We start from the raw sequence: 26,172 nt of genomic DNA on the forward strand, positions 1-26,172 counted from the left end.
CCTTTTCTCCTTAGTATTACCCTTGATAACGCTTCTTCAGTTGCGCATCCAGCACAAACGTGCCAAGCGGAATCGAAGACGCGATCAACGCCCACAAGCTAAACAGCCACGACCATTTCTTCACGACGGCCGCATTGATCACCGCCAAAATAAACAGCACGAACAGCGCCCCGTGAATCGCGCCAACCACCGCGACCGGCACCGGATTGTCCATCCAATACTTCATCGGCATCGCGATCAGCAACAGCACCAAAAACGAAGTCCCTTCCACCAGCCCGATCAAACGCAAGCGGCCAACTGCCGTTTTCAAGTTCATCCTTCTCTCACTCTCCCGGAAAAAATAGCAAGCAAAACAAGGGAAGCCTCCCGACTCCCCTGTTTTACTCCTCGTCGTCCAGCATATCCATCAGGCCGGCGAGTTCCTTGTGCGTCAGATTGCGCCAATGGCCCAGCTTCAGCCCTTCGAGGCGAATGTTCATGACCCGAATCCGCTTCAGCGTGCGCACTTGGTAGCCCAGCGCTTCACACATCCGGCGAATCTGGCGGTTCAAGCCCTGCGTCAAAATGATCCGGAACGTTTTTTCGCTGACCGGATACACTTTCGCTGGCTTGGTCACCGTGTCCAAAATCTCCACGCCGCTGGCCATCTTTTTCAAAAAGTCTTTCGTCACCGGCTTGTTCACCGTAACTACGTACTCTTTCTCATGGTTGTTTTCCGCCCGCAAAATCTTGTTGACGATGTCCCCGTCATTCGTGAGCAGAATCAGCCCTTCCGAGTCCTTGTCCAAGCGCCCGATCGGAAAAATCCGGTCGTGGTGGTTGACGAAATCGATGATGTTGTCTTTCACTTTCATTTCGGTCGTCGACGTTACGCCGGCCGGCTTGTTCAGCATGATGTAGACCGACTTGCGCCGTCTGCGGCGCTCGCCGCCTCCGCTGCCGATCTGCTCGCCGTCAACGCGCACGTCATCGCTGTCCTCAACTGTCATGCCCATTTCGGCCACACGGCCGTTAATCGTCACGCGGCGTTCTTCGATCAGCTTGTCCGCTTCCCGCCGGGAACACATCCCGGTGCCGCTTATGTATTTATTAAGCCTCATCTAGATCCCTCTCTGCGCCATTTTCCAAGTAGTGTTTTCAAAAGCACAGACCCATTATACCATTTCATCCAAAAAAGCTCTCACTAACAGCACGGATTGCACGCCTTTTCAATAGAAAAACCTGCCCCAACGACGGGAGCAGGCCAAACAAGTCCTGTAGAATTACGCTTGCGGCGCTTCGCTTGGCGGAGGCGGGTTGCGTTCGTCGTCCTCCTGGTTGTCGCGAATCGTCTTTTGCAAAACGAACGAAGACATCACCAGAAACAGCGCCGTCACCGCATAATACCCCTTCACCGGCAGAGTAGCATCTAACGTATAAATTCCGATAAACATCGCCAAAAAGGCCAGTACAAAGGACCCCCATGCCAAAAAAGTAAAAGCAGATGTATTCCGTCTTTTCGTTCTCACTGGAAAATACCTCCTTTCGAACTCCACCTTGATTTTACAATTTTCGGTTATCTTTGCGCAACTAAAAAGCAGGAAAAACTATAGCACAACACGAAAACTGAAACACAGAAACGGAGGTACGGAGAGTATGAGTGACCAACTGCAAAAGATGAGAGAGCTCGTCAACAAGAAAAAGGCAGCCAACAACGGGCAAAATGGCAAGCTGCGCCCGGAGAAGAACCTGGTCGAAGGCAACTTCAAAGTGACCAAACAGCACAAAAAAGGCGGCCTGTTCGACGGCAAATAAACACAAAACCACCTGTTCACGCAGGTGGTTTTTCTTTGCACAGATATTGTCGCGAGCAGATCAGCCCGGTCAGATACAAGAGAAGCGCAATGTAGGCGGGCAGCAGATGCCAGAAATCGGTGTACAGGATCTTCACATGCACGCCAATCCCCGCCGCCAGCCCGCAGAACCCGCCGATCAGATAGCTCCACCACAGCCAGCTCTCCCCTTGCCGATAGCCCCAGAGCGAGATCAGGAGCAGAAGCAGCCCTTCGGTGATCAACGATCCGCCAAATCCGGCCCGGTCGTGCGCGATCAAAGGAATCAGCCGGTGGTTGTAGTCATGGATCTGCTCCGGCGTCAGGCCCATATAGGCGAGGTCTTCCGGCACAAACACGCCGGTCATCCCGATCGCCGAGATCACCACGCCTGCCGACAACAGCGCCGCGCCTAAGCTCACGAACATCAGCTGTCCGACGAGGCCCTTTTGCCACGCCTTGGTGTTGCGGCGGTTGCTCGATGCGTGCGGCGTGGACAGCTCCCGCGTGCGCACCAGCCCCCAGAGGAAGAACGGCAGGATCAGCAGGTTGTAGATCATGTGCAGCGTGTCGATGTAGCCGACCGCGTAAGAGTACAAAAAGTTCAGGAAGCCATACCCGGCCGCCGCCGCAAACAGCACGACCGCCCAGCGTTCCCCGCGCCTGACCTTGTGCCAGGCCAGCTGCGCGAACAGGAATCCTGCCGATAACATGATCCCGGCCAGCGTGATCCGGTCGTGCGACATGAAGTGGAACAGCTCCTGATTCCACCCGGCGATCTCCTCCCGCGTCAGCCCCAGAAACGCCTCATCATGTGCCAAAATCACATCAGTCAGCCCGACCAGCATCGCGATGATCCCCGCAAAAAACACGCCGCAGCCCATCAAAAACCAGCTCAGCCAGCCCGGACTGCCCTTCGCAAATGGCGCTTGAGCACCCGCTTGAGCACCCGCTTCAGCCCGTTCTGTCCCAGCATTTCGCGCTGCCTGAGACGCTTTCAAGCTCTCATCCAGCACTGCTTCATTGATCCGCTTCGGCAGCCCTGGCCCGCTGAAGACAAAACCGCTGTCCAGCATGACCAGATCCGCTCCTGCTTCCAGCAGATGAAGCGCATCTTGCGGCTCATATACGCCGCCGCCCGCGATGACCGGCACCTCCGGACGAGCCGCTTTCCACGCCGGCAACAACTCCAGCGCCTGCGCCTTCCCTTCGCGCCCGACGCGGGGCCAAGCTCTTCCAGATACACGCCGTCCAGTTCCGCCCATACGGGCAGTTCATCCTGCACAACCAGCACGATAGGAACATCCACCGCCGCCTGTGCCGCGCGGTACTCCTGCTCCGTCCCTTCGAACAGCAGCAGGCCAGCATACGGCTCCACCCGCTTGATCCACTCGACAGACGCGCTTTTTCCCACTCGCACCGCCAATGGCACGCCGACCTTGCGATGCCGCTCCAACTGCCCGAGGAACGCCTCTGTGCTCATCTCCGGCAGAGCTTCCCCGTACACCACCGCTTCCCCGGCTCTGTCCAGCTCGACTTCCTGCCGAAATCCCGGCCCAACTTCGATCAAGCCAAACCCAAACTTCCCCAGCGCCCCGGTCGCCTGCAGTTCCGGGTCGATCCGCCCGGACAAGCCGACCGGCGAGCTGAACGTCCGGCCAAACACGGTGCGCACAAGACCTGGCTCCGGCTTCATATGGCCCATCAGCTCGATCAGCAAATACCCGCCCGGCAAGCTGTTCAGCGTGCCGGTCGCGCCCAAAGTCAGCGCCCGCGCCTTAGCAGCAGGCAATCGGAACAGCAGCGGCTTAAACAGCGGGTGGTACGACCAGTCCGGCATCTTCATTCCTCCTCATGAGGTCTTCGTTACCTTCATTATCGCCCGCTACGCCAGATCGATCAATTGCCCGCACAGCCGTTTCGCCAGCACCAGCCCCTGCAGCATCGCCTGCACGCGCTCCCCATCCTTGTCGCGCTGCCACTCCAGCGCCTGCCGATGCAGCTCTTCCAGCGACGAATGGATCTCCGCCAGCCGCCGCACGCTTTTGCGCGCCGCTTCCAGCGCCGCAACTTCCAGCGGCTGCTTCTGACCGTCAGCAGCGGTGATCAAGTCCTTGAGCAGACCCTCCACCCCTTGCAATTGCGCCAAGAGGACGCGCAAGGCCCGCACCTCAGCTTCGTCCCGGCTTTCCGACATCATCACCTGCACCAACCCGTGCATCGGCGTGATGCCTTCGCGCATCTCAAACGCCGCAAACCGCATCATGCTCTGCAGCATGACCAGCCGGTTCACCTCTTCCCAGGCCACCCATGAATTCATCGTTCTCGTCTCCTTTGAAAAACAAAAAAGCCGAAGCACAAGCATCCCTGCTTGCAACTTCGGCTCATCTCCAGCTCAACCCGTGTCTGGCTCATTACCACCCGTTATTTTGTTCGGTTTTAAAACAAACAGGATCACGCTCTTATCCAGCTCAAAATGCCAATCGACAAAAGAGTCGACCACCTGCTGCTGCAAAATATTTTCAAACTGGCTGCTGCTCTGCAAATAGCTTTTCTCCAGCTGCCGTTTCACATTGCGCAGCAAATCGCCGTGTCCCAGCCGGATCATCTCTTTTTCGATCCGCACCATGATTCCGCTGCGCATCACGACCAGCGTCCGCGGATTGAGGAGACAAGAGATCGTCTGGTCGGGCAGCTTTTGCGCCTGCTTGGAGATCTTGTTGATCACTTCCTCCAGCTCGGCCCGCCCGGCATAGTTCTCGTCGATCGCCGACCCCTGCTCAAACGGGGCGCTGCTCACACCGAAGATCATCCCGCTTTTATTCGAAAGATCCCAGTCGTAATACAGTTCGTTGATGCCCTGTCCGGTCTGGATCTCCAGATACGCCCGCAGCTCCGGCAGCAGGCGGTCCAGCATTTTCTGCCGCAGTTCAAGAACCACATCGCCCTGCTCCTGCTCGAGCAGCACTTTTTCCATCGGAGACAGGAAATTGCGGATATAAATATTGAAATACGCCGACCCCATCGACACGAAAACAGACTCCGGCCCTTTGCCAAAATGGTCGCGCAGGAGTTTGCTCACATAGCTGCCGATCGTAGTCAGCATTTGCTTATTCGCTTCTTCCACGCTCTGTGCACTCCTTAAAGAAAGGCTTTATTTTCCTCACTCCGTTTAGGTGGGGCCGCAAAGCTGGATATAAGTCATTATATTCAAGCTGCGGACTTATTTCCAGACAAAACACATCAGCGAGCGGTCTGAATGCATGTTCCAGTCGATAAAAACATCCTCCAGCTCCCGGCCGATGATCGGCTCAAACAGCGCGTTGTGATGAAAATATCCTTTTTCCAGATCGGCTTTCGTGGCCCGCAGCTGCTTCTCGTAGCCTTTTTCGATCATCGCCTTCTCCAGGGCAATCAAGATGCCGTCCCGCTGCACGACCAGCATGCGCGGCGTAAACGGAACGATCCGCGTTTTTTCCGGGACTTTTTCAACGAGCTGGCACAAGCGTTCCACATCGGCCTTGAACAGGTCGAGTCCCTTCCAATCGCCAGGCGGATGGGAGAATTCCTGTTCCTCTGCCAAGATTCCGATGATCATCCCCGCGTTGTTCGTGTAGCTCCAGTCATCATAAAACTCCTCCACGCGCACCCCGAGCAACAGTTGCACGACCGCTTTGCATTCGAACAGCAGCTTCTGCACCACCAGGCCCCGCGATGCAGCCACCGCGTCATATTCGCCACCTTCGACCAACACCGCTTCCATCGGCGAGACAAAGCCCCGGATGTGCATCACGAGATAGTTTGATCCGAGAAAAACGTCGCACGCGGACAGCTCTTGCCCAAAACTCCGCTGCAAAGCGTCTCGAACGTAGTCGCCGATCTTTCCGAGCTGCTCTTGTTTGTTCATGATGAACAACACCCTCCGTCTGTCAGTTCCTCGTAAAAGTATGTACAGAATCTCTAAGTTGATGCCGTGAACACAATGAACAAAATGCGCGTAATGAGCTTTTTGCAACTTATCCGCCTTAACATAAGATTCGGAAATTACCGTGCTATGATGAGCTTGCCAATATGAAAACGCTATCATTTTTGACAACCATAAAGGGGGCTCCCACAGATGAAAAAGAAATGGGCACTTGCCGTATTGACCGGCGTAATGGCTTTGACGATGACCGCATGCGGCGGCAGTTCCGCAACCAACAGCTCGACTTCCAGCTATCCGGAAAAGCCGATCGTGATCGTCGCACCGTCCGGCGCAGGCGGCGGCTGGGATAAGACAGCGCGTTCGGTCACCAAGATCCTTGGCGAGACCAAGCTGGTCGACAAAACGATGACCGTAGAAAACAAGCCGGGCGGCGGCGGCACGGTGTTTATGGCCGAGTACGCGACGAAAGACGTGCAGAACGACTATCGCCTGTTCGTCAGCTCCCCGCCGATTTTGATCAACAACTTGAAAAAAGAAGGCAACTCCCCGTTCGGCTACAAAAACACCACCCCGCTGGCGCAGCTGACCCGCGACTACGGTGCGATCGTGGTCAGCGCCGACTCCAAGTACAGCGACCTGCAGAGCCTGATCGCTGCGATCAAAGCCGATCCGAAAAGCGTGACCATGGCGGGCGGTTCCGCGCCGGGCTCGATGGACCATCTGGTCGCCGTGCTGCCGGCTTTCAAGTCGGGCGTTGACCCGAAGGCGGTCAAATACGTCTCCTATGACGGCGGCGGCGAAGCGATCGCAGCGCTGCTTGGCGGCAACGCCGATGCGATTGCGACCGATGCGTCGAACGTCACCGAATACCTGAAGGCAGGCAAAGTCAAAGTCCTCGCCGTCTCCTCCACCGAGCGTCTGGGCGGCGAACTGAAAGACATCCCGACCTTGAAAGAGCAAGGCGTCGATGCCGAGTTCACCATCTGGCGCGGCGTGTTTGGCCCGGAGAAGATGTCGGCCGCAGCCAAGTCCTTCTGGGAAACGAAACTGAAAGCACTCTCCGAGACCCCGGAGTGGAACAAAGAGCTCGAAGTGAACGGCTGGGCTTCTGAATTCAAAAACAGCGCCGACTTCACCAAGTTCCTTGCCGAGCAAGAAAAGACCGTTCAAGAGCTGCTCACAGCGCTCGGCATGCAAAAGTAACAGCAAAAGTCATACCGGTGCAACCCAGGCTGCTTGAATCGCTTGAACAGCTTGATTTGCTCGATCAGCAACGAGTTGTGCGATGCACTTAACTTCATCAACGCAAACGGGGGAGCCGGGCTCCCCCTTATTTTTCGAGATAGGATGTGACCTTCCGTGAGCAAAACGTTTGACCGCTATGCCAGTCTCCTGTTCCTGATCATCGGGGCGGCGTTTATGCTGGAGAGCCGAAACATCTCCGACAGCGCATACGGCAGCAACGTCGGGCCGGACATCTTCCCGTTTGGACTCGGTCTGGTCTTTGCGCTGCTCAGCCTGCGCCTCTTTTATGAAACGTTTAAATATCCCAAGCAGGAAACGGACAATGGCGAACCTGCCGCCAAGCTCGACTACAAGCGCTTCGGCATCATTTTGATCGCCGCTGTCCTCTACGCTTTCTTCCTGGAGGAGATCGGCTTTATCATCGGCACCTTCCTCTTTCTGCTCGTCGGCTTTCAGACGATGGAAAAAGGCAAATGGCTCTCCACCGTCATCATCGCCGCTCTGTTCTCATACGGCGTCTACTATCTGTTTGTAGAAATTCTGCAAGGCACTCTGCCCGGCTGGCCGGTCTGGCTGGGCCTGTAAAGGAGGTTGTCCCATGGATGCGCTTCACTATCTCTTGAACGGTTTTGCCACCGCATTTGAATGGCACAACCTGCTCTTCGCGTTTGTCGGCGTCTTGATCGGCACCGCTGTCGGCGTCCTGCCCGGCATCGGCCCGATGAGCGGCGTCGCGCTCTTGATCCCGGTCACCGCCACGCTCACCTCCGGCCTCGGCCCGGAAGCGGCGGCGACGTCCTCGATCATCCTGCTCGCCGGGGTCTACTACGGCGCGATGTACGGCGGCTCGACCACTTCGATCCTGCTCAACACGCCGGGCGAGTCCTCTTCGGTCGTCACCGCCCTCGACGGCTACCAGATGGCCAAACAGGGCCGCGCCGGAGCTGCCCTCTCCATCTCCGCGATCGGCTCCTTTTTTGCCGGCGTCGTTGCGCTGGTGGCGCTGGTCTTCCTCGCCCAGCCCCTGTCGGACGTGGCGCTGAAGTTCGGCCCGGCCGAATACTTCTCGCTGATGATCTTAGGTCTGTGCGCTGTCAGCGGTCTCGCCGGCAAGTCGATGACCAAAGCGATGATGATGACGATCTTCGGCCTGATGCTCGGCACGATCGGCATCGACAACGTCTCCGGCGTGGCGCGCTTCACCTACGACGTGCCGGAACTGTACCAAGGCTTCGAATTCCTCACCGTCGCCGTCGGTCTCTTTGCGCTTGGTGAAGTGTTCAAATCGATCCTCGAACGTGAGAAAAACGGCGGCGACGTCGCCAAGATCCACCGCGTCCTGCCGACCAAACAGGACTTGAAAGACAGCGCCGCACCGATCGCCCGCGGCTCCCTGCTCGGCTTTTTCATCGGGATTCTGCCCGGTGCAGGCGCAACGCTCGCTTCCTTCTTCTCCTACATCACCGAGAAGAAGCTCAGCAAGAACCCGGACCAGTTCGGCAAAGGCGCGATCGCAGGCGTCGCTGCTCCGGAATCGGCAAACAATGCCGCTTCGGGCGGCGCGATGATCCCGCTACTCACCTTGGGCATTCCGGGCTCCGGCACGACGGCGATCCTGATGGGCGCCTTGATCATGTACAACGTGCAGCCGGGCCCTCTGCTGTTCGATGAGCATCCGCAGGTGGCTTGGGGCCTGATCGCCTCGATGTTTATCGGCAACCTGATGCTGCTCTTGCTGAACATGCCGCTGGTCAAAGTGTTCGCCAAGATCATCCAGACCCCGCCGAAATACCTGCTGCCGATCATCGTCGCCATCTCCGTGTTTGGCGTCTATGCGGTGCAGGCCAGCACGTTCGACCTGCTGCTCTTGATGGTCTGCGGCGTGGCAGGCTACTTCCTCGCCAAAAACGACTTTCCGCTTGCGCCGCTGGTGCTTGGTCTCGTGCTTGGTCCGATGATCGAAAACAACATGCGACGCGCGCTAACTGGCTCGAACGGAGATTTCATGGTCTTCTTGGACAAGCCGGTCTCGCTCGCGTTTCTGATCATCGCCGTGCTCTGGATCTCGATCCCGCTGCTGCTCAAGCTGCGCGGCAAAAAGGTGCTCGTCAACGAAGAAGGCTAAGCCAATGCGTATGGTAAGATGGTGAGTGAAGGAGGAACAGCACATGAAACTCCAATCCAAATTGATCCTGTTCATCTGTTCCCTTTTCCTCACGATCATCCTCGTCATCGGGCTGTATATCGAACACATGCAGACCGTGACGTTACATCAGCAGATCGGCATGCGCGCGCTGACCGTCGCCGAGACGGTCGCCCGCATCCCGGAGGTGCGCCGGGCCTTTTTCGACCCCAATCCGGCAAGCATCATTCAGCCGCTCGTCGAGGACATCCGCGCCGAGACAGGGGCGGAATACATCGTCGTCGGCAACCGTCAGGGCGTGCGCTTTTCACACCCCCTGCCCAGCCGCATCGGCGAGACGATGGTCGGCGGCGACAACGCCCCGGTCTTGCGCGGCGAATCGATCATCTCCGAAGCGGTCGGCTCACTCGGCCCGTCACTGCGCGGCAAAGCTCCGATTTTCGATGAGCGCGGCAAAGTGATCGGGATCGTCTCGGTCGGCTTTTTGCAAGCGGACATCGAACACCGCCTGGAACCTGACCGGCAAAAATTGGCCTGGGTGATCATGCTCGGCCTGCTCGCCGGAATCATCGGCGCGGTGACGATCGCCGGCAGCGTGAAGCGGGCGATCTTCGGATTAGAACCGGCGGAGATCGGCCGGCTGTACCGCGAGCAGGAAGCGGTGCTGGAGTCGGTGCGCGAAGGCATTTTTGCTGTCAACCGCCAAGGCTTCGTCACGATGGCCAACCACGCGGCGAAAAAGATGCTGGGTCTGTCGCCCGATTCAGATCTGATCGGCTCGTACAGCCGCGATGTGCAAAAAGGCTGGCGGCTGCTGAAAGTGATGGAGTCGGGCGTCGCCGAATACGACCGCGAGATGATCGTCGGCGACGAAGTGGTGATGGTCAACCGCATCCCGGTCAAAAGCGCCAAAGGCGACGTGATCGGCGCCGTCGCATCGTTCCGCAGCAAGTCGGACTGGTACAAAGTCAACGAAGAGCTGTCCCAAGTCAAGCGCTACGCCGAATCTCTGCGCGCGCAGACGCATGAGTTTTCCAACAAGCTGTACATGATCTCAGGTCTGATCCAGCTGGAATCCTATCAGGAAGCGATGGAGATCATCACCCGCGAATCGGACGTGCATCAGAACCTCGTGCACTTCATCATGCGCTATGTTCCCGACCCGATGATCGGCGGCTTGTTGATCGGCAAGTTCAACCGCGCCAACGAATTGAAAGTGCAACTGGACATCGACAAAGAAAGCACCTTCGTCGACCTGCCGCAAGGGCTCGACCGGAGCCATCTCGTGACGATCCTCGGCAACCTGATCGACAACGCGATGGAAGCGGTTTTGCAGGCAGACGGAGACAAGCAGGTCCATGTCTTTCTGACCGACCTCGGCGCCGATCTGATCCTCGAAGTTGAAGATACCGGACCCGGCGTGCCGGAAGCAGACGTGGAGCGGATCTTTGAAGTCGGGTATTCTACAAAAGGCGCGGAAGAACATCGCGGCTTTGGACTGGCCCTGGTGAAAAAGGCGGTCGAGCAGCTCGGCGGCTATCTCACCTACTCGGCCACTCAGCCGACAGGGAGCATTTTTACTGTCGCGATTCCGAAACACGCGCCCGGAGGTGAATCATCACATGCTGAACATCCTGATCGTGGAAGATGACCCGCGAATCGCCGAGATCAACCGCCGCTTTGTGGAGAAAGTGCCGGGCTATCTCGTGATCGGCATCGCCACCAACCGGCAGCAGGCGCAGGAACAGTTGGAAGTGCTGCGCCCCGAGCTGGTGCTGCTCGACATCTTTTTTCCAGATATGAACGGGCTTGATTTCCTGCGCTGGATGCATGAGCACCACCGCGAGACCGACGTGATCATGATCACGGCGGCGAAGGAAGTCGATACGGTGCGGGAAGCGATTCGCGGCGGCGTGTTTGATTTTATCGTCAAGCCGCTCGTCTTCGAACGCTTCGAGAACACCCTGGTCCGCTATCAGGAGTACCGCAGCAAGCTCCAGCATCTGAAAAAGGAACACAGCCAGATCGACCAGGCCAAGATCGACCAGTTGATCGGCGGCGGACAGAAGCCGCTCAAGGAATCGTACCTGCCCAAAGGCATCGACAACCTGACCTTGGAGAAAGTCTCCGCCGTGATCACCCAGCATGAAAACGGCTTGACCGCCGAAGCGGTCGGACGCGAAATCGGCGCATCCCGCTCCACCGCGCGGCGCTATCTGGAATACCTGGTCACGCGGGGCGAAGTCAGCGCCGACCTGTCGTACGGCGTGGTTGGTCGTCCGGAACGCGTCTATCGCAAACGAAAAGAGGGTTAGCTCGTGGTAGAGCTAACCCTCTTTTCGTTTTGCAAAACATGAAACAGCCACAAGGTCAGCGGCTGAACGAAGATGTAGACGGCGAAGGAGTAGCCGATCTCCCATTCCTTGTACTGGAACACATTGGCCAGATGCAGCAGCCACTCGATTCCGGCGCTGAGCAGCGACCAACCCAGAATGTAGGCCGGCACCCAGAGCCCTTTTACAGCCCAGCGGTCATAAAAATAGACAAAGATATAGGCGGTCGGCGTGTACATCGCATAGGTCATCAGGTCGCCCGCATCGAGCTTGTTCCAGTCCATGATGTCATACAGATCATGCAGAAACGGCCCGGCCAGCAGATGGTCGAACGTGCGGGCGGTGGCCAGGCTGAACAGCAAGAGCGGGATGGTCAGCGAGAGTGGGAAGCGTTTCGGCAGACGCCAGGCGATCCAAGCGGTGAGCAGCAGGAAGCCGATCACCGCCCATTCATTCAGATCAAAGTCTTGCGGAAGCGAAATCACGGGAACGCCCCCTCTCGCCTGAGCAGCCGGCGCATGCCTTTTTGCACAAAGATACCGTATATCAGCATGAGGAGCCAGAAAATTGGCGACCACCAGAACTGCCATTTGTTATATTTGATCACCTTGAGAGAGACGACGAGCAGTTCCCATCCGTATAACACCAGAAAGCAGGTCAGCGCCGCCAGCAGTTTGGCACGTCCGCGCTTCAGGGCTTGGTTGCCGTTCAGATAGAGCAGCATCACAAGCGGAATGACCAGCACTTCCCAGAGTCGGATGGAAATATAGGTCGACAGGTTTTCCTGCATGAACAGGAACTTGCCGTTTGATGGCCCCGCCATGCCAAGCAGCGTGACAAACACAAAGACCAACCCCAACCAGACCGCTGCAATCTCACGGGGATGCAGCCGTTTGGGCAGGGAGATAAACGCGACCAGCAGAAGGATTCCTGCCGAGCTTAGGAAAGCCGTTTCCATTAGACATGACCTCCACTTTCTATCCTGCCCCTTTTTCGCTAAAAAAAGTATCGAGCCTCTATAAAAATTGCATAAACTTCCGGGATTCGGTATTCTAATAAGAAGCGAGCGTAAAGGATGATACGGATGACTTATCAGGATTACAAATTGGAAAACTCCATCGGTTTCAAGCTGGCGAACACTTCGCGGCTGGTGACCAATCGGCTCAATCAGAACTTCACTTCGCAAAATTACCCGGTCACACATGAGCAATGGCTCTTGATGATGGAGCTGTGGGTCAAAGACGGCCAGACGCAAAACGCGCTCGCCGCCGCAACGCACAAGGACCAGCCCAGCGTCTCCCGGCTGCTGGACAACATGATCAAACGCAACCTCGTCATGCGGGTCGCGCATCCCAACGACCGGAGATCGAACCTGATCTACCTGACAGATGAAGGCCGCGAAATGCAAAAAGGCCTGATCGGTCAGGCCCAGCAAACGATCGCCGACACCACCGCCGGCATCGACCCGGATGAGTTGGCCGTCTGCATGCGCGTCTTGGATCGGATCGTCGAGAATTTGAAATAAAACCCTGTCCGCATCTCGACAGGGTTTTATTGTGATATACAGAATAGTTTTAATTGTAATAAAATTTCTTGAGAAGGGGGTAGATCAATGATGAAAAAAGCAATTTGTGTACTGGCACTCGCCTTCCTCGTATTCGGCGGCGGAGGCACCTGACACCAGCCGACCGCTTTGGAAGACGGCGGCTCAGGCACCTGGAACGATCTGACCGCCTTGGAAGACGGCGGCTCTGGGACGTGGGACGGCGTCGTGCGGAGCTAAGCTCTCCGCGCCCAAGAAAAAGCACTCCATCGGGAGTGCTTTTTCTTTTCCCCCTTCACTTTCTATACATAAAGGTATATAATGTGTGTATACAAAATATGGAGGAGTTGGTATCCATGATGAACGAAAGATACTTAGAACTTGGCTTGACTGCACTTGGCCGCACCGGTGAGGAACCGGGCTGGTTCGGCGGGCACTACGGTGCTGCCGTCTTGGCTGCTTACTATATGGATCGCGAATTTGACCTGCCGGAGCATGTCCGCACCGGCATCCAAAACATGGCGGATCACTACATCGCGACGTACCCGCAGTTGTTCACCCCGTACGAGAATGAGCAAGCCGACCCGGCGCTGCTCGAACGCATCATCGACGGCCTGCGCGCCAACACCGCGCGCCTCTCGCACTCCGGGCATGGCAACGCATACGGCTTCCTCGCGCTGAAAGCATTGCTCGACCGCCCCGACATGCTGCTTCCGAGCATCGTGAACGGCTTCTACAACTGCCTGATCGCCTCCTCGGAAGGCTCGGGCAACCGCTACTACGGCGTGGAAGAATACAGCACCTTCACCATCGACCAAGTCACCGACATCCCGGAATACCGGAATTTTGATGACCTTGTCGAGCGTGCGATGGATGAGTGCCGTCACGTCTATCCGGGCCAGGTGATCGACGGGAAGAAATACCACTTCACCGGCGAGATCGAGCACGGCCTGACCCACGCCCAAGCCTTGATCGAATACGACCGCCTCGGCTACCCCGAGCTGACCGCAGCCGGCCTGCCCAACCACCGCATCCAAATGCAGCTCAACCGCAACATCCCGGTCGACCATGAAGCGGTGCGCGGCACTGAGATCGTCGAGCCGTCGTTCACCTCGATCTTCGCGCCGGAATTCTGGGGCAAAACATACACCGACCCGCACTGCCTGAAAGTCCCCTACGCCGCCCTCTACCTCCTGCAGCGCCTGCCCGAGGAAAAGCGTGCCGAAGCGGAGATCAACATGTGCAAGATCCTCGTCCAGATGAAATAACTAAAAACGGCTCTTCACAGATAAATGTGAGGAGCCGTTTTGATGATTATAAAAGCTTATAGGCCGCTTTGTGCAAGTAGCGCTCTTACGAAGAGTGAGTGTTCAGCTATATCACCGTTCGCCGGATCGTTGACCGCTAATCTCAACAGTTCTTGACGATAGAAGTCTCGATCCTGCTGGCTAGTCGAACTTTCTGCCTGCATCAGAATGCGTAAGATTCTAGTTTTCAAACGCTTCCGTTTCACTACCAATTCAGGACGATTCAGCTTAGCATGTTCAATTGTTGTCTGTGCTCTTGATGAGTTTTTCGGACGAATTTTGCAATTTACGAGATCAAACTCCAAATGATCATCAGGGTCATCTACTGTCGGATCTAGTATCGGATCTGCGCTGTTCCATTTGTCCCGTTTCTTGTTGTTGCAGACCGGGCAACACCAATGCAGATTCCCCCAAGCAAACGTCAAGTCATGAAACCGGCTTTTCGGTTTCAGATGTTCGATGTTCCCGTAACTGCATTCTCCGATAATCCCTTCACAGTAACAGCATTTTTCGCCGTACATTGTCTCCAATGCCGCTTTGACATCAGCTTGGTTGTAAAGATTCTTGTACCTATCGGGCACAGCGGAAAATGTACCGTTCACTTGGATCTGATTCAATAGTTCGTTTCTCCAAGCGACAGCATTTTGAACCAGGCTTTGCGGTTCAGCAGTCCGATTAACTTTCACCATGTCCGTCACCTCGAACAGCAGCCTCTATTGCGTCCATTCTGGCAAACGAGATCGCAGGGTCACTTTCCGGGAGCAACTGAGATAGCCGTCTCATCGTTTCTTTCAAGAGTTCAAGCTCTTCCTGGCTGAGCGTCCCTTTTAACTTCTTCAGTTGCAGGGACTGAAGGATCGCGATCTCTTCTTCAACTTCCACAGTGCGGCCATGTGTATCCATCATGAACGTCAAAATATCTTCCATCAGCCACCCATAAGGAGACTTTTGTGTCAGTTCCACATCATCCTCACTGTGCTCATGCAAATCAATCAATTCCGCATCCGCGCATGAGGAAATCACAATTGGAGCATGTGTGGTCGCAATAAACTGTACTTTGGGAAACAATTTTTTTAATGATTCGATGATCTTCCACTGCCATTTCGGATGCAAATGCAGATCCAATTCATCGATCAGCACCACCCCAGGAGTTTGCTCAATGGCCGATTCTTTCAACTGTGGATTTAAGAGAGCCATACGATATGCAAGATCAGCGACCATGCCGATGACAGTCCGGTACCCCGAACTCATCACACGAAGAGCCGAACGCTCCCCTTCCATTTCAACAACCACTTCTTCTTCTTCAAAATCATATCCGAAATGCACTTCTGCCTGCTCATCATCCAACAGAAGCCGAAGCAATTGCTCAACAGCGTGAACAACCGCATCCAGTTCACCGATTTTTTTATTTTTCTGCACTTTGATCGTTGTCATTTTACGAAGCCAATTCACGAAAAGCTTAATATTGGATTCTGATTCCAGACAGTCTGTATAACCCAGAAAACGTGACAAATCGTCTTTTTTAAATGGATCGACCCATTTGTTTTTCTTTTGTGAGAACAGACGGCCTGCACTCTGGAAAGAGATCACCGGCAGAATGACGTTTTGATTCCGTTCTTTTACGATCTGATTTTGCATCCCTTTTGCACATGAAACAAGTTCTCTGGCGTTCGCCGTTCGTGTCCGTCCTGATTGCGAATCCTTCGATATTTCCCATGTCATCTCCAGATCGCAAACATGCCCCTGACATCTGAGCACGACGGGAACTTGCGGATTTTTAGTGACGGTCGCATCGCCAACCTGCTCCCACTCCACTCGAATATCATCTGTTTGAATATGACGTGCATAGACACCATCCAAGCCCAGCAAAAAACCGCCTACGCCTACCCGGAGAGCTTCCAAAAGTGTTGTTTTCCCTGTCCCATTTTCACCAATAATCAAAGTGAAATGAGGGTTGAAATGAATCTCTTTCTCTTCAAAGAGTCTAAAGTTCTTTATTTGAATCGAATCGATCCTCACCTTTTGCTCACCCTTTCAAGCGACCGTTCTTACATTCGTATCATTCATTATACCCAATAGATTCTGCCTTTGTAACGGGGCTAGTCGCATACCAGGTAAATTATTCTTTCAAGTTATTGGTAACGAATACTGATGGTGCTATGATAACAATGTGATTTTTACGAAGAAAGAAGGGTTCACAACGTGCTTAACTCCTTTGAACCTGCTCCCAATCCCTTGTTGTCCACCAAGTTATATATACCGCATCAACCTCTGTACCATGTCACCCGCGAACGGCTGCTGGCGAAGCTGGCCGACGCTTTGCAATGCAAGCTCACCGTCGTCACCGCCCCGCCCGGTTTTGGCAAAACGACACTGGTCAGCGACTGGGTGCGGCAGCAGGATGTCGCAGCCGCCTGGGTATCGCTCGACAAAGGCGAAAACGACCTCCTGCGCTTCTGGAACTATGTGATCGCGGCGCTCGACCCGCTGATGCCAGGGCTGGAGAAAAAGGCGTCCGGGCTGCTTCAGCCTTCGATGACGTATGCGATCGAAGGGCTCTTGGTCTGGCTGGTCAATCAGCTGTTTCAGCTCGACCATGACGTGGTGCTGGTGCTCGATGACTGTCATGTGCTGCAGTCCGATGAGGTGCACCGCTCGCTGAGCTTTTTCCTCGAACGCTTGCCCAAACAGGCTCACGTCTGCCTGATCTCGCGCCAGGAGCCGCCGATTCCGCTCGGTGCGCTGCGTGCCAAAGGGCAATTGCTGGCGGTGGAGATCACCGACATCAAATTCACAGAAGACGAGATGAAGTCATACTGGTCGCTCCAGACCGGCGCTCCGCCGAGTGATGATGACATGCGCCTGCTCGCTGAGCGCACCGAAGGCTGGGCGGCAGGGATTCAGCTTGCTGTCGTGTCCCAGCGGGCAGGGCAATCGGCTGCCTTGCACCATTTTTCCGGGAATCACCGCTTTGTGGTCGACTATCTGATGGAAGAGGTGTTTCTGCACCTGCCGGACGCGGTGCGGAGCTTTCTCTTGCGCACGTCGATCCTCTCGCGGATGAACGGCGAACTGTGCGCGGCGGTCACGCTGGATGGGGACGCTGAGAGCTTGCTGCGTCAGATCGGGCAGGCCAACCTGTTCCTGATTCCGCTCGACGGGAGCCATTATTGGTTCCGCTACCATCACCTCTTTGCCGACTTCCTGAGCAGTCGCTTACAGCAGGAGTTCAGCAAGGAAACGGCTCTGTTGCATGAACGCGCCTCCCTGTGGTACGAAGGGCAAGGTCTGATCGAAGAAGCGATCCACCACGCCCTCGCCGCCGGAAGCTATGAGCGGGCGAGCGGATTGATCCAGCGCATCGTCAGCTCCCTGTTCAAGCGCCGCGTGCTGACCACGCTGTACGGCTGGCTGCAGCAGTTGCCCGAGGAGGTCGCCGCCCGGCCGGAAGTGCTGTTAATTCAGGCGTGGACGGAGCTTTTGATGGGCAAGTATGACAGGATGCCCCGCCACTTGGCCCAACTCCATGCTGCGATGGCTGCCCTGGCGGAAACGGGCGATCCGCTGCTGTTGCGCATGGGCGAAGAAGTGCAAATCATCGAAAACTTCCACGCGCTGATCACCCGCAACTTCGACCTCGCGATCGAGCTGATCGACCGGCTGTATGCGCGGGATGACATCCCGGAGCAGGACTCCCTGCCGCTGCTCTTGTCGCTGGGCATCGAGCTGAACGAAGGCTCGGTGCCGTTCATTCGCGGCTATTACGGGTTTGACGGTCGGATTGAGCTGGCGTGGCGGCACCACGGGATCTACGACGCCTTTCTCAGCAAAAACGGGCTGCAGGGCTTTTCCTACAGCGCCTTTCAGCGGGCGGCGATGAGCGAGCTCTGCTATGAGCGGGGCGAGTTGGAGCAGGCGCTGCAGTTCGCCGAAGCGGCGCTCCTCCTCGCCAAGCCGGTCAAGCTGATCGGCGCTTACGTCCCGGCGGTGATCGTGACGGCGAACATCCTCCGCGCTCAAGGGGATGCAGCAGGCGCTGACGGAGCGATGCAGGAAGCATTCACCTACTTGCGCGACAACGACTCGCTCGACTCGCATTGGCATGGCGCACTTAGCGCCGCCCGCACCCGCTTCGAGCTGGCAAAAGGCAACTTGGAGCCTGTCCGTCGCTGGGTCGTCGAAGCAGAAAAAACGCTCCGTCCCGACCAGGCGTACGAAACCTTGACCTACATCCGCGCCCTCGCCGCCACTGGCCGTTCCGCCGAAGCGCTGACCCTGGCCGAAGCTCTGCTCAAAACGGCCCGGCAGCAGAGCAGCCTGATGACCGAACTGGAAGCCCTGCTCTGCCTCGCCGCCCTCGCGCATCGGCAAGGCAACGACCATGACGCCATGCTCCGCCTGCACGAAGCGCTGACCCTCGGCGAGCAGCAAGGCTACCTGCGCACGCCAGCCGTTGCGGCCCACGAGGAGGAAGCGCTGTTCCGCCGCTATGCCGAGGTGCGGAAAAAGCGCCACATGCCGGAGCTGCAGACAGGGGTCTCCTTCAACTATTTCAACCGGGTGCTGCTCACCGCCGGGATGCAGGCTGCCCCAGCGCCCGACGCCCCGCCTGTTCATACATTGACCGCCCGCGAGCTGGAAGTCCTGCACCTGCTCGCCACCGGGCGGACCAACAAAGAGATCGCCGCAGCGCTCGTCCTGACCGAAGGCACGGTCAAACTCCACCTCAACCGCATCTACAGCAAACTGCTGGCCAAAGGCCGCGTGCAGGCGATCCAAAAAGCGAAAGAACAGCGCCTGCTCAAGCCGTAAAATATAACGTCCCGTATAACGTTCGATGGATGGCTCCTCCTTTCTCCTCCCGTAAGATGGGGAAAAAGGGGGAGTTTTTTCATGAAAACCAACTATGATGTCATCATCGTCGGCGCCCGCGTCGCCGGTTCTTCGCTCGCTTATGAGCTGTCCCAAAAAGGCTTTGACGTGCTGCTTTTGGAGCGCAGCACCTTCCCAAGCGATGTCTACTCCACGCACAACTTTTTTAACAACTCGGTCGCGATGCTTCGCGAGATGGGCGTGTTAGACAAACTGCTGGCGACCAACACGCCGACCTACAAACGCTGCTATATGAAATTCGAAGACGCCGAGATCGACGGCGACATGCCTGAAGTGGACGGCGAAACGCATTGCCTCTGCATCCGCCGTCCCCTCCTCGACACCATCCTCTACGAACACGCCACCGCCCAGCCCGACGTGACTGGTATCCAAGGCTTCCGCGTCACCGGCCTGTTGAACGACGACGAAGGCACCATAACCGGCGTGACCGGCGTTGACCGTGACGGCACTAAACAGCAGTTTCACGCGAAATTGGTCGTCGGCGCAGACGGCCGTCTTTCCACCGTGCGCCGTCTCGTCGGGGCGAAGCAAAAGATGGCGGTGCCGACCGACTATGCGAGCTATGGAGCCTACTACTCCGGTTTCAAGTCGGACGGCGAGACCTGTGTCGAGTTCTACAAGATCGGCGAAAACATCGCCATCGTCTTCCCGACCAGCGATGACCTCGCCGTGATTGGCGTGATGTATCCGCTCGCCAACCAGGAGATGATGGAGCGCTTCAAGCACGATCCGGAGCGGGCGATTCATGACCTGCTTGAAGAAAGCTTCTCCACCACCACCTTCCCCGAGCGCCTGCGGGCGGCCACCTTGGTTGGCAATGTGAAAGGCTTGCACGGCTACGACAACGACTGGTACCAGGGCATGGGCCCGGGCTGGGCGCTGCTTGGCGATGCTTTGTCCTTCAAGGACCCGGCAGTTGGCCAAGGCATGCATGACGCCTTGTTTGGCGCACGCGTGCTCAGCAAGCACCTCGACTGGAACAAGTCGTGGGACGAGATGGCCGAGGCGTATGAAGGCGAGATGGAAGCGCACATGATGTCCCGCTTCCAGATGGCCTGCGTTTTCACGAAAAACATCCCGTTCACACCTGAACAGACGGCTGTTAACAAGCTGATCGGCTCCGATGCGCAGGCGACCTCCACCTTCCTCGGGTTCTACAATTACGCCAACGAGATGGAAGATGTGGAAAGAGAAGTCGGCCGCATCTTGACAACTCTTTCCCAAGGCTAATATAATTAGTGAAATTTACCTGGGCGCAGGTCTTGCAGAAAAAGGAAAGGGGGCGTTACCATTGTTGATTCCCATTCGATAACCGGACATTTCACAATCGAAAGGATGAAGATTTTTATGACAACCCCCAACACCTCGCCCTTCACGATCACCCCTGCGGTGACCGACCAGGACCTGCAAGACTGCGCCATCGTCAAAAACACGCTGACACCCAAAGAACCGGTCACATTGGAAGCTCTGCGCAACGACTTGGAAAACAACCCGGACGGACTGCTGCTCATCGCCCGCGTCGGCGACCAACCGGCTGGCAGCGCCGTCTGCAAAGCGTCCAGCTCGCCGCAGCAAGCCTTTACCATGCTCCGCGTGCTGCCCGAGTGGCGCAACAAAGGGCTCGGCACCTTGTTTTATCAGGCGGTCACTGAGCACGCCCGCAAACTGAACCGCAACTCCCTGCAGGGCCGCATCGTCGAAACGGACACGGACGCGCTGGCGTTCTTGGCGAAGCGCGGTTTTGCCGAAGTGGCCCGCGAATGCCCGGTCATCCTGAACGTGCGCGACCTCGCCGTGGAGCCTGCAGCGCTCCCGAACGGCCTCGAAATTCTCGCGCTGCAGGATCGCGAAGACCTCTTCGCAGGCGCGCATGAAGTGGCGGCAGAAGGCTTGCCCGACATTCCGCTTCCCGAGCCGCTGACCGTTCCGGCATTTGCCGACTGGGTCACCTCGGAGCTTACCGCAACGGGCGTCCGTCTCGACGGCTCGTTTGTGGCGATCGCAAACGGCGAAGTGATTGGCTACGCTGGCCTCGCGGAGATCTCCGACACCTCCGCCGAGCACCTGCTCACCGCCGTCAAGCGCAACTGGCGCGGCCAAGGCATCGCCTCGCTCTTGAAAAACGCCCAGCTGCTCTGGGCGAAACAGGTCGGCCTGCACGAGTTGATCACCTACAACCACCAAGGCAACGACCCGATCCAAAAGCTCAACCACCGCCTCGGCTACCAGCCTGAACCGATCTCGCTGGTGCTGCGCGGCCCGCTGTGCGAATAAAAAGAGGAGCCTGCCCCTTTCCGAAAGGGCAGGCTCTTTTTTCTATTTCTGATCAAACAGCTGCAGGTACTCGCCGTATCCTTCCTGTTCCAGCTCTGCTTTCGGAATAAAGCGGAGCGCGGCGGAGTTGATGCAGTAGCGCAGACCTTCCGGGCCCGGTCCGTCATCGAAGACGTGGCCGAGGTGGGAGTCGGCGTTCTGGCTGCGCACTTCCATCCGCACCATGCCGTGGCTGGTGTCCATCTTGCCTTTGATGCTGGACATGTCCATCGGCTTGTGGAAGCTCGGCCAGCCGCAGCTGGAATCAAATTTGTCAAAGGAGCTGAACAAAGGCTCGCCGGAGACGATGTCCACGTAGATGCCTTCCTCCTTGTGATCCCAGAACTCATTGCGGAACGCCGGCTCGGTGCCGTTTTCCTGCGTGACCTTGTATTGCATCGGAGTGAGCTTTTCGCGCAGCTGCTGCTCACTCGTCACGCGGTTCCAGTGCCGTTCAATAAACGCATCGCGGCCTGAGCCATGACGGTAGCGATTGTAGTGCGACGGGTTCTTCTTGTGGTAGTCCTGATGGTACTCTTCAGCCGGGTAGAACTCCTGCGCCGGCAGAATCTGCGTCGCGATCGGCTTGTCAAAACGCCCGCTGTTCTGCAGGGCATTTTTCGATGCTTCGGCCGCCTGCTTCTGTTCTTCGCTGTGGTAGAAGATCACCGTCTGGTACGACTGCCCGCGGTCAAAAAACTGCCCGCCCGGATCGGTCGGGTCGATCTGCTGCCAGTAGGTGTGCAGCAGTTTTTCATACGGGTAGACGGCCGGGTTAAACGTGATCTGCACCGCTTCGTAATGCCCGGTCGTCTCCGAGCAGACTTCCTCATACGTCGGGTTCGCTTTGTTCCCGCCGGTGTAACCGGACACGACCGAGATGATGCCCGGCTCCTCGTCAAACGGCTTGACCATGCACCAGAAACAGCCGCCTGCAAACGTGGCGCGCTGGTAGTTGTTGTTGTCCATGCGTGATCCCTCCCTCTTCATCCTTAGTTTACCTTATCTCACCGGCAGCCACACCTCAAACTCTGTGCCTGCGCATGCTTTCCTTCGGTTTGGAAAATGGTATAGATATGTAACAGTACCATTCACCGCCGAAATGAGGTTGAACACACGTTGCAAACCAACCGACTTGTCTCTGCCGAACTGGGAAGCTTGTGGCAGTGCTATGTGTCCGAATCGATGTCGCATTGCTTCATGAACTATTTTGACCGCACCATGGACGAACCGGAAGGCAAACAGTTGCTCGGGCGGCTGCTCGATCTGCAAAAAGGCCATCTGGCCGCGTTGCGCCACTTTTTTGAACGGGAAGGAATCCCTCTTCCGCGCGGTTTTATGGAGGAAGACGTGAATCTCAGCGCTCCGAAACTGTTCAACGACGCGTTTGTGATCCAATTTGTCGCGTTTATGAACCAAGTGGCGATCGAGCAGTCGCAAATGGCGGTCGCCTCCGCGCCCAACACCGAACTGCGCCGCTTCTACCTGCAGCGCATGCACGCCTACGCCGAACTGGAAGACTTCACGTTTGAGCTGATGCTGGAAAATGGCCTCTTTGTGCGCGCGCCGTATGTGCCGTACCCAAAAGAAGTCTCGTTCGTCAAAGAGCATAGCTTCCTGGCCGGGATGTTCGGCAACAAGCAGCCGTTAAACGTCTTGGAAGTCAGCCACCTGTTCATCAACTCGATTCGCAACCAGCTCGGTACGCTGCTGTTGACCGGCCTGATCCAGACCGTACAGGAGCCGGAGATCCGCGAATATCTGCTCAAAGGCAAACAGTTGGCGCGGGAGATCGCCGGGATTTTTGACAGTGTGACGAAAGAAGCCGAACTGCCTCCTTCTGCGTTGGTCAGCGTGGAGGTGACCGATTCGACCGAACCGCCTTTTTCCGACCGGCTGATCCTCAACTTTGTCGTCGCGCTGAACGTGTACGGACTGGGCATCTACGGATACTCGCTCGCCCAGACCACGCGCGCCGACCTCGCCACGCAGTTGGTGCGGATCATCGGGGAAACTGGAAAATACGGGACGGAAGGCGCCCAGTTGCTGATCAAGTACGGCTATATGGAAGCCCCGCCGACCTCGCCCGACCGTGAAGAGCTGGCCAAACAGGAATAAAAAACCTCGCCACAGCTCAGAGTGGCGAGGTTTTTTCCTGTTCGCTTGGCTGCTGAGGCCCGCCGCTGGCAAAAAGTGTTACACTGGAGGGAGAGAATTCGCAAAAGGAGCTTACCTCCCATGCATCGTCTGGCAACTGACGGCAGGATCGTGTCCGCACAGCCTGTCCCTGTCCACCCGGAATATGCCGGCCGGGTGGAGATCACGAAGATCATCTACCTGGTCGATCAGTTAAAAGTGGTCGGCTTCATCGCCCGGCCCATATTTTTAGAAAAAAGCCTCCCGGTGCTGATCTACAACCGGGGCGGCTACCGTTCATTCAGCAAGCTCAACGACGCCGCGCTGGTGCGCATCGCCGACTATGCAGCACGGGGCTACGTCGTGCTCGCGTCGCAGTACCGGGGCAACGGCGGCGGCGAAGGGCGCGATGAGTATGGCGGGGCCGATGTGAAAGACCTGTTTGCCCTCGCCTGGCTCGCCGAAGAGCTGCCGTACGCCGACGCGTCGCGGCTCTTCATGTTCGGACATTCGCGCGGCGGCATGATGACCTATCTCTGCATCCGCCACGGCCTGCCGCTCCATGCCGCCGCCGTTGTCGCCGCGCCGACCGACCTGGCCCGCCGTCCGCTGCCCCATGCCTTGGAGCAGCTCTATGGCGGACTGTTCGGGGACCCGGCTGCCAACCCGAAGCCGTACCGGGAGCGCTCCGCCCTCTGCTGGCCGGAGCGGCTGCAAGTTCCGCTGTTGATCCAGCACGGCGGACAGGACCGGCGCGTGTACCCGGAAGAGTCCCTGCAGTTGGTCGAGCGCCTGCAGGAGCTCGGAGCTGTGCACAAATTTATCCTCTACCCGGAAGGCGATCATTTTCTGCAAAACGTCCACGCCGCGCGCGACCGGGAGATCTTCAACTGGCTGGGAGGTTATGCAGAATGACCAAGAAGTACCTCGGCATCATCCTGATCGTGATTTCCTTCGTGCTGTACGGAGCGATCTTCCTTGTCCCGTTTACCCCGTTTTCCACCGGCGGCAAAGCCACGTTGGTCGCCGGGCTGGCGATCGCAGGCGAGATCACTTTTTGGGTCGGCGGCTTTTTTGTCGGACGGGAGCTGGTCAAGAAATACCGCTCCAAGCTCAATCCGCTGAATTGGGGCAAGAAAGAAAAGCAGCAAGAAAAAAGCTGACACCGCTTGGTGTCAGCTTTTTTCTTGCCTGCTTATTTGCCCAAAAACGAGTTGAGCATCCAAACGTGTTTTTCCAGCCCGGAATAGATCGCGAGCAGCATGTCGCCGGTCGGCTCGTCACCCGCTTGTTCGGCGGTGTCCATGCCCGCTTTCAGCTCGCCCATCACCGTTTCGAAATCGCGGACGACAGACTGCACCATCTCTTCCGCGTTTTCGTTGCCGTTCGCTTCCTGAATGGAAGCCAGCTCCAGCGCCTCGCGCATCGTCGCCACCGGGCGGCCATGCAGGGACAAGAGGCGCTCGGCCAGCTCGTCGATGTGCAGGGATGCTTCGGTGTAGAACTCTTCGAACTTGGTGTGCAGGGTGAAGAACTGCGGGCCTTTCACATACCAATGGAAGTTGTGCAGCTTGATGTACAGCACCGTCCAGTTGGCGATCTGTTTGTTTAATACGGCAGTCAAATCGTTGCTCATGCTCACACCTCCGGCAGTATCTACTCCAGATTAGTATGCCTCACCCTGCCGGTTAAAACCCTGTCATCGTTTCCCGGGCATCTACTTCGCGGTGTCGAGGTTGTCGACGTAGTAGTGCATCGCGTCGCGCATGAATTCGGCGAGGCCCGGTTTGATTTTTTCATAAAACTCGGTGAAGCGTTCGTCCATCACGTAGAGGTCGCCAAGTCCGCGGAAGATCTCCGGGGTGCAGTTGTAGTAATAGTCGGTGATCGCCTGGCGGTTGTCGGCGACCGCTTCCTGCACCAGCGGGTCGGCCGGGCCATTGTGCATGTTGTCGAGGATTTTCTGCATGTTGGCGCCTTGGCGGGCGTTGATTTTCGCCCAGTCGTCTTGGGTGTAGCCCTCCACGCGCTTTTCCGTTTTGTCGACGACCTCGTCGCCGTAACGCTCGCGTGCTTCCTGCGAGTATTTCTTCTTGTGGTCCTCAATCTGCTTCATGTCGAATCCTTCGAACATATCCTTTTCGCTCATCGCAGTTCCTCCTTCGATCGAAGCGATCGTCTTGTTGACGGTGTCGATGATGTCTTCCAGCCGCTGTTTCTTTTGCAGCAGGATCTCTTTGTGGGCAGCCAACGCGCGTTTGCGGTCAAAGTCCGGGGAGTCCAGGATTTCCTTGATCTCCTGCAGTGAGAATCCGATCTCCCGGAAAAATAAGATCTGCTGCAATCGCTCCAGCTCTTGCGTCGAATACAGCCGATACCCGGCCTCGCTGACCTCGCCGGGCTTGAGCAGCCCGATCTCATCATAATGATGCAGCGTCCGCACACTCACGCCCACCAGATCGGCGAGTTCTTTTACCTTGTAGGCCACACACCATCACCTCCGTTGCTTCGATCTTACCGCCT

28 protein-coding genes are annotated in these 26,172 nt (G+C 56.8%); 14 read left to right on the forward strand and 14 right to left on the reverse strand.

Features of this window, described 5'->3' with window-relative positions:
* Window positions 1-16: 16 nt before the first annotated feature.
* The 3 genes from CBW65_RS06185 to CBW65_RS06195 form a co-directional block, all read right to left on the reverse strand.
* The gene (locus CBW65_RS06185; RefSeq protein WP_087456110.1) at window positions 17-316 is read right to left on the reverse strand and encodes a DUF3817 domain-containing protein; all 300 of its coding nucleotides are present in this window, start codon (window positions 314-316) and stop codon (window positions 17-19) included.
* 64 nt (window positions 317-380) lie between these two features.
* Complete coding sequence (gene rluF / locus CBW65_RS06190; RefSeq protein WP_087456111.1) at window positions 381-1,100, reverse strand: 23S rRNA pseudouridine(2604) synthase RluF; 720 nt, start codon at window positions 1,098-1,100, stop codon at window positions 381-383.
* A 162-nt stretch (window positions 1,101-1,262) separates the two neighbouring features.
* Window positions 1,263-1,508, reverse strand: a complete 246-nt coding sequence (locus tag CBW65_RS06195) for a YiaA/YiaB family inner membrane protein (RefSeq protein WP_157721807.1) — start codon at window positions 1,506-1,508, stop codon at window positions 1,263-1,265.
* Between the two features lie 127 nt (window positions 1,509-1,635).
* Between CBW65_RS06195 and CBW65_RS24115 the strand changes: the two genes are divergently transcribed.
* Entirely contained in the window at window positions 1,636-1,794 is a 159-nt protein-coding gene (locus CBW65_RS24115; protein ID WP_157721808.1) for a hypothetical protein, read from the forward strand.
* A gap of 16 nt (window positions 1,795-1,810) precedes the next feature.
* On the opposite strand, the gene CBW65_RS06200 is transcribed toward CBW65_RS24115, so the two are convergent.
* The 4 genes from CBW65_RS06200 to CBW65_RS06220 all read right to left on the reverse strand — a co-directional run bounded on the left by CBW65_RS06200 (window position 1,811) and on the right by CBW65_RS06220 (window position 5,718).
* Window positions 1,811-2,998, reverse strand: coding sequence for a hypothetical protein (locus CBW65_RS06200; protein WP_198299764.1), 1,188 nt, complete (start codon window positions 2,996-2,998; stop codon window positions 1,811-1,813).
* 698 nt (window positions 2,999-3,696) lie between these two features.
* Window positions 3,697-4,131, reverse strand: a complete 435-nt coding sequence (locus CBW65_RS06210) for a hypothetical protein (protein ID WP_087456114.1) — start codon at window positions 4,129-4,131, stop codon at window positions 3,697-3,699.
* A 75-nt stretch (window positions 4,132-4,206) separates the two neighbouring features.
* Complete coding sequence (locus tag CBW65_RS06215) at window positions 4,207-4,938, reverse strand: Na-translocating system protein MpsC family protein (RefSeq protein ID WP_232463452.1); 732 nt, start codon at window positions 4,936-4,938, stop codon at window positions 4,207-4,209.
* Window positions 4,939-5,034: 96 nt separating this feature from the next.
* Window positions 5,035-5,718 (reverse strand): Na-translocating system protein MpsC family protein, encoded by a 684-nt coding sequence (locus CBW65_RS06220; protein WP_198299765.1) that lies wholly within the window; start codon window positions 5,716-5,718, stop codon window positions 5,035-5,037.
* Window positions 5,719-5,928: 210 nt separating this feature from the next.
* Here CBW65_RS06220 and CBW65_RS06225 point away from each other — a divergent pair, with 210 nt between their 5' ends.
* The 5 genes from CBW65_RS06225 to CBW65_RS06245 all read left to right on the forward strand — a co-directional run bounded on the left by CBW65_RS06225 (window position 5,929) and on the right by CBW65_RS06245 (window position 11,439).
* On the forward strand, window positions 5,929-6,939 hold the full coding sequence (locus CBW65_RS06225; RefSeq protein ID WP_087456116.1) for a tripartite tricarboxylate transporter substrate binding protein: 1,011 nt from the start codon (window positions 5,929-5,931) through the stop codon (window positions 6,937-6,939).
* A 156-nt stretch (window positions 6,940-7,095) separates the two neighbouring features.
* Window positions 7,096-7,566: a tripartite tricarboxylate transporter TctB family protein gene (locus CBW65_RS06230; RefSeq protein WP_087456117.1), complete on the forward strand. Its 471-nt coding sequence runs from the start codon at window positions 7,096-7,098 to the stop codon at window positions 7,564-7,566.
* Between the two features lie 13 nt (window positions 7,567-7,579).
* Window positions 7,580-9,106, forward strand: a complete 1,527-nt coding sequence (locus CBW65_RS06235; RefSeq protein ID WP_087456118.1) for a tripartite tricarboxylate transporter permease — start codon at window positions 7,580-7,582, stop codon at window positions 9,104-9,106.
* A gap of 43 nt (window positions 9,107-9,149) precedes the next feature.
* The gene (locus CBW65_RS06240; protein ID WP_087456119.1) at window positions 9,150-10,775 is read left to right on the forward strand and encodes an ATP-binding protein; all 1,626 of its coding nucleotides are present in this window, start codon (window positions 9,150-9,152) and stop codon (window positions 10,773-10,775) included.
* Entirely contained in the window at window positions 10,747-11,439 is a 693-nt protein-coding gene (locus CBW65_RS06245; RefSeq protein ID WP_087456120.1) for a response regulator, read from the forward strand. Before CBW65_RS06240 ends, CBW65_RS06245 begins: the two co-directional genes overlap by 29 nt.
* Here the strand turns inward: CBW65_RS06245 and CBW65_RS06250 are convergent.
* Window positions 11,436-11,942, reverse strand: a complete 507-nt coding sequence (locus CBW65_RS06250; RefSeq protein ID WP_087456121.1) for a hypothetical protein — start codon at window positions 11,940-11,942, stop codon at window positions 11,436-11,438. The two genes, CBW65_RS06245 and CBW65_RS06250, sit on opposite strands and share 4 nt — an antisense overlap.
* Complete coding sequence (locus tag CBW65_RS06255) at window positions 11,939-12,415, reverse strand: hypothetical protein (RefSeq protein ID WP_087456122.1); 477 nt, start codon at window positions 12,413-12,415, stop codon at window positions 11,939-11,941. Before CBW65_RS06255 ends, CBW65_RS06250 begins: the two co-directional genes overlap by 4 nt.
* Window positions 12,416-12,541: 126 nt before the next feature.
* Between CBW65_RS06255 and CBW65_RS06260 the strand changes: the two genes are divergently transcribed.
* Complete coding sequence (locus tag CBW65_RS06260; protein WP_087456123.1) at window positions 12,542-12,982, forward strand: MarR family winged helix-turn-helix transcriptional regulator; 441 nt, start codon at window positions 12,542-12,544, stop codon at window positions 12,980-12,982.
* A 374-nt stretch (window positions 12,983-13,356) separates the two neighbouring features.
* The gene (locus tag CBW65_RS06265) at window positions 13,357-14,268 is read left to right on the forward strand and encodes a hypothetical protein (RefSeq protein ID WP_087456124.1); all 912 of its coding nucleotides are present in this window, start codon (window positions 13,357-13,359) and stop codon (window positions 14,266-14,268) included.
* A 56-nt stretch (window positions 14,269-14,324) separates the two neighbouring features.
* Here the strand turns inward: CBW65_RS06265 and CBW65_RS06270 are convergent, their stop codons facing one another.
* Window positions 14,325-14,996, reverse strand: a complete 672-nt coding sequence (locus CBW65_RS06270) for a retron system putative HNH endonuclease (RefSeq protein WP_087456125.1) — start codon at window positions 14,994-14,996, stop codon at window positions 14,325-14,327.
* Window positions 14,983-16,326 (reverse strand): AAA family ATPase, encoded by a 1,344-nt coding sequence (locus CBW65_RS06275; protein WP_087456126.1) that lies wholly within the window; start codon window positions 16,324-16,326, stop codon window positions 14,983-14,985. Before CBW65_RS06275 ends, CBW65_RS06270 begins: the two co-directional genes overlap by 14 nt.
* A 183-nt stretch (window positions 16,327-16,509) precedes the next feature.
* Here CBW65_RS06275 and CBW65_RS06280 point away from each other — a divergent pair, with 183 nt between their 5' ends.
* The 3 genes from CBW65_RS06280 to CBW65_RS06290 all read left to right on the forward strand — a co-directional run bounded on the left by CBW65_RS06280 (window position 16,510) and on the right by CBW65_RS06290 (window position 21,474).
* Complete coding sequence (locus CBW65_RS06280; protein ID WP_087456127.1) at window positions 16,510-19,119, forward strand: winged helix-turn-helix domain-containing protein; 2,610 nt, start codon at window positions 16,510-16,512, stop codon at window positions 19,117-19,119.
* Window positions 19,120-19,200: 81 nt separating this feature from the next.
* A complete protein-coding gene (locus CBW65_RS06285; RefSeq protein ID WP_087456128.1) occupies window positions 19,201-20,430 on the forward strand; it encodes an FAD-dependent oxidoreductase in 1,230 nt (409 codons plus the stop codon).
* 117 nt (window positions 20,431-20,547) lie between these two features.
* Window positions 20,548-21,474 (forward strand): GNAT family N-acetyltransferase, encoded by a 927-nt coding sequence (locus CBW65_RS06290; protein WP_198299766.1) that lies wholly within the window; start codon window positions 20,548-20,550, stop codon window positions 21,472-21,474.
* Window positions 21,475-21,516: 42 nt separating this feature from the next.
* Here the strand turns inward: CBW65_RS06290 and msrB are convergent, their stop codons facing one another.
* On the reverse strand, window positions 21,517-22,482 hold the full coding sequence (msrB, locus tag CBW65_RS06295) for a peptide-methionine (R)-S-oxide reductase MsrB (protein WP_087456130.1): 966 nt from the start codon (window positions 22,480-22,482) through the stop codon (window positions 21,517-21,519).
* A gap of 150 nt (window positions 22,483-22,632) precedes the next feature.
* Here msrB and CBW65_RS06300 point away from each other — a divergent pair, with 150 nt between their 5' ends.
* The 3 genes from CBW65_RS06300 to CBW65_RS06310 all read left to right on the forward strand — a co-directional run bounded on the left by CBW65_RS06300 (window position 22,633) and on the right by CBW65_RS06310 (window position 24,812).
* The gene (locus CBW65_RS06300) at window positions 22,633-23,631 is read left to right on the forward strand and encodes a DUF3231 family protein (protein ID WP_087456131.1); all 999 of its coding nucleotides are present in this window, start codon (window positions 22,633-22,635) and stop codon (window positions 23,629-23,631) included.
* A 120-nt stretch (window positions 23,632-23,751) separates the two neighbouring features.
* Window positions 23,752-24,564, forward strand: a complete 813-nt coding sequence (locus CBW65_RS06305) for an alpha/beta hydrolase family protein (RefSeq protein WP_087456132.1) — start codon at window positions 23,752-23,754, stop codon at window positions 24,562-24,564.
* Window positions 24,561-24,812 (forward strand): transporter suffix domain-containing protein, encoded by a 252-nt coding sequence (locus CBW65_RS06310; RefSeq protein WP_087456133.1) that lies wholly within the window; start codon window positions 24,561-24,563, stop codon window positions 24,810-24,812. Before CBW65_RS06305 ends, CBW65_RS06310 begins: the two co-directional genes overlap by 4 nt.
* Before the next feature lie 32 nt (window positions 24,813-24,844).
* Here CBW65_RS06310 and CBW65_RS06315 read toward each other — a convergent pair whose 3' ends face one another.
* Both CBW65_RS06315 and CBW65_RS06320 read right to left on the reverse strand, forming a co-directional pair.
* Complete coding sequence (locus tag CBW65_RS06315; protein ID WP_087456134.1) at window positions 24,845-25,285, reverse strand: Dps family protein; 441 nt, start codon at window positions 25,283-25,285, stop codon at window positions 24,845-24,847.
* A gap of 81 nt (window positions 25,286-25,366) precedes the next feature.
* Window positions 25,367-26,137: a MerR family transcriptional regulator gene (locus tag CBW65_RS06320; RefSeq protein ID WP_087456135.1), complete on the reverse strand. Its 771-nt coding sequence runs from the start codon at window positions 26,135-26,137 to the stop codon at window positions 25,367-25,369.
* Window positions 26,138-26,172 lie beyond the last annotated feature (35 nt).

This window comes from Tumebacillus avium (assembly GCF_002162355.1).
GTDB lineage: Bacteria > Bacillota > Bacilli > Tumebacillales > Tumebacillaceae > Tumebacillus_A > Tumebacillus_A avium.

Coding starts and splice junctions, on each gene's coding strand:
- CBW65_RS06185 (WP_087456110.1), bottom strand. CDS start 316: ATGAACTTGAAAACGGCAGTTGGCCGCTTGCGTTTGATCGGGCTGGTG.
- rluF (WP_087456111.1), bottom strand. CDS start 1,100: ATGAGGCTTAATAAATACATAAGCGGCACCGGGATGTGTTCCCGGCGG.
- CBW65_RS24115 (WP_157721808.1), top strand. CDS start 1,636: ATGAGTGACCAACTGCAAAAGATGAGAGAGCTCGTCAACAAGAAAAAG.
- CBW65_RS06210 (WP_087456114.1), bottom strand. CDS start 4,131: ATGAATTCATGGGTGGCCTGGGAAGAGGTGAACCGGCTGGTCATGCTG.
- CBW65_RS06220 (WP_198299765.1), bottom strand. CDS start 5,718: ATGAACAAACAAGAGCAGCTCGGAAAGATCGGCGACTACGTTCGAGAC.
- CBW65_RS06225 (WP_087456116.1), top strand. CDS start 5,929: ATGAAAAAGAAATGGGCACTTGCCGTATTGACCGGCGTAATGGCTTTG.
- CBW65_RS06235 (WP_087456118.1), top strand. CDS start 7,580: ATGGATGCGCTTCACTATCTCTTGAACGGTTTTGCCACCGCATTTGAA.
- CBW65_RS06240 (WP_087456119.1), top strand. CDS start 9,150: ATGAAACTCCAATCCAAATTGATCCTGTTCATCTGTTCCCTTTTCCTC.
- CBW65_RS06245 (WP_087456120.1), top strand. CDS start 10,747: ATGCTGAACATCCTGATCGTGGAAGATGACCCGCGAATCGCCGAGATC.
- CBW65_RS06255 (WP_087456122.1), bottom strand. CDS start 12,415: ATGGAAACGGCTTTCCTAAGCTCGGCAGGAATCCTTCTGCTGGTCGCG.
- CBW65_RS06260 (WP_087456123.1), top strand. CDS start 12,542: ATGACTTATCAGGATTACAAATTGGAAAACTCCATCGGTTTCAAGCTG.
- CBW65_RS06265 (WP_087456124.1), top strand. CDS start 13,357: ATGATGAACGAAAGATACTTAGAACTTGGCTTGACTGCACTTGGCCGC.
- CBW65_RS06270 (WP_087456125.1), bottom strand. CDS start 14,996: ATGGTGAAAGTTAATCGGACTGCTGAACCGCAAAGCCTGGTTCAAAAT.
- CBW65_RS06285 (WP_087456128.1), top strand. CDS start 19,201: ATGAAAACCAACTATGATGTCATCATCGTCGGCGCCCGCGTCGCCGGT.
- CBW65_RS06290 (WP_198299766.1), top strand. CDS start 20,548: ATGACAACCCCCAACACCTCGCCCTTCACGATCACCCCTGCGGTGACC.
- msrB (WP_087456130.1), bottom strand. CDS start 22,482: ATGGACAACAACAACTACCAGCGCGCCACGTTTGCAGGCGGCTGTTTC.
- CBW65_RS06305 (WP_087456132.1), top strand. CDS start 23,752: ATGCATCGTCTGGCAACTGACGGCAGGATCGTGTCCGCACAGCCTGTC.
- CBW65_RS06310 (WP_087456133.1), top strand. CDS start 24,561: ATGACCAAGAAGTACCTCGGCATCATCCTGATCGTGATTTCCTTCGTG.
- CBW65_RS06315 (WP_087456134.1), bottom strand. CDS start 25,285: ATGAGCAACGATTTGACTGCCGTATTAAACAAACAGATCGCCAACTGG.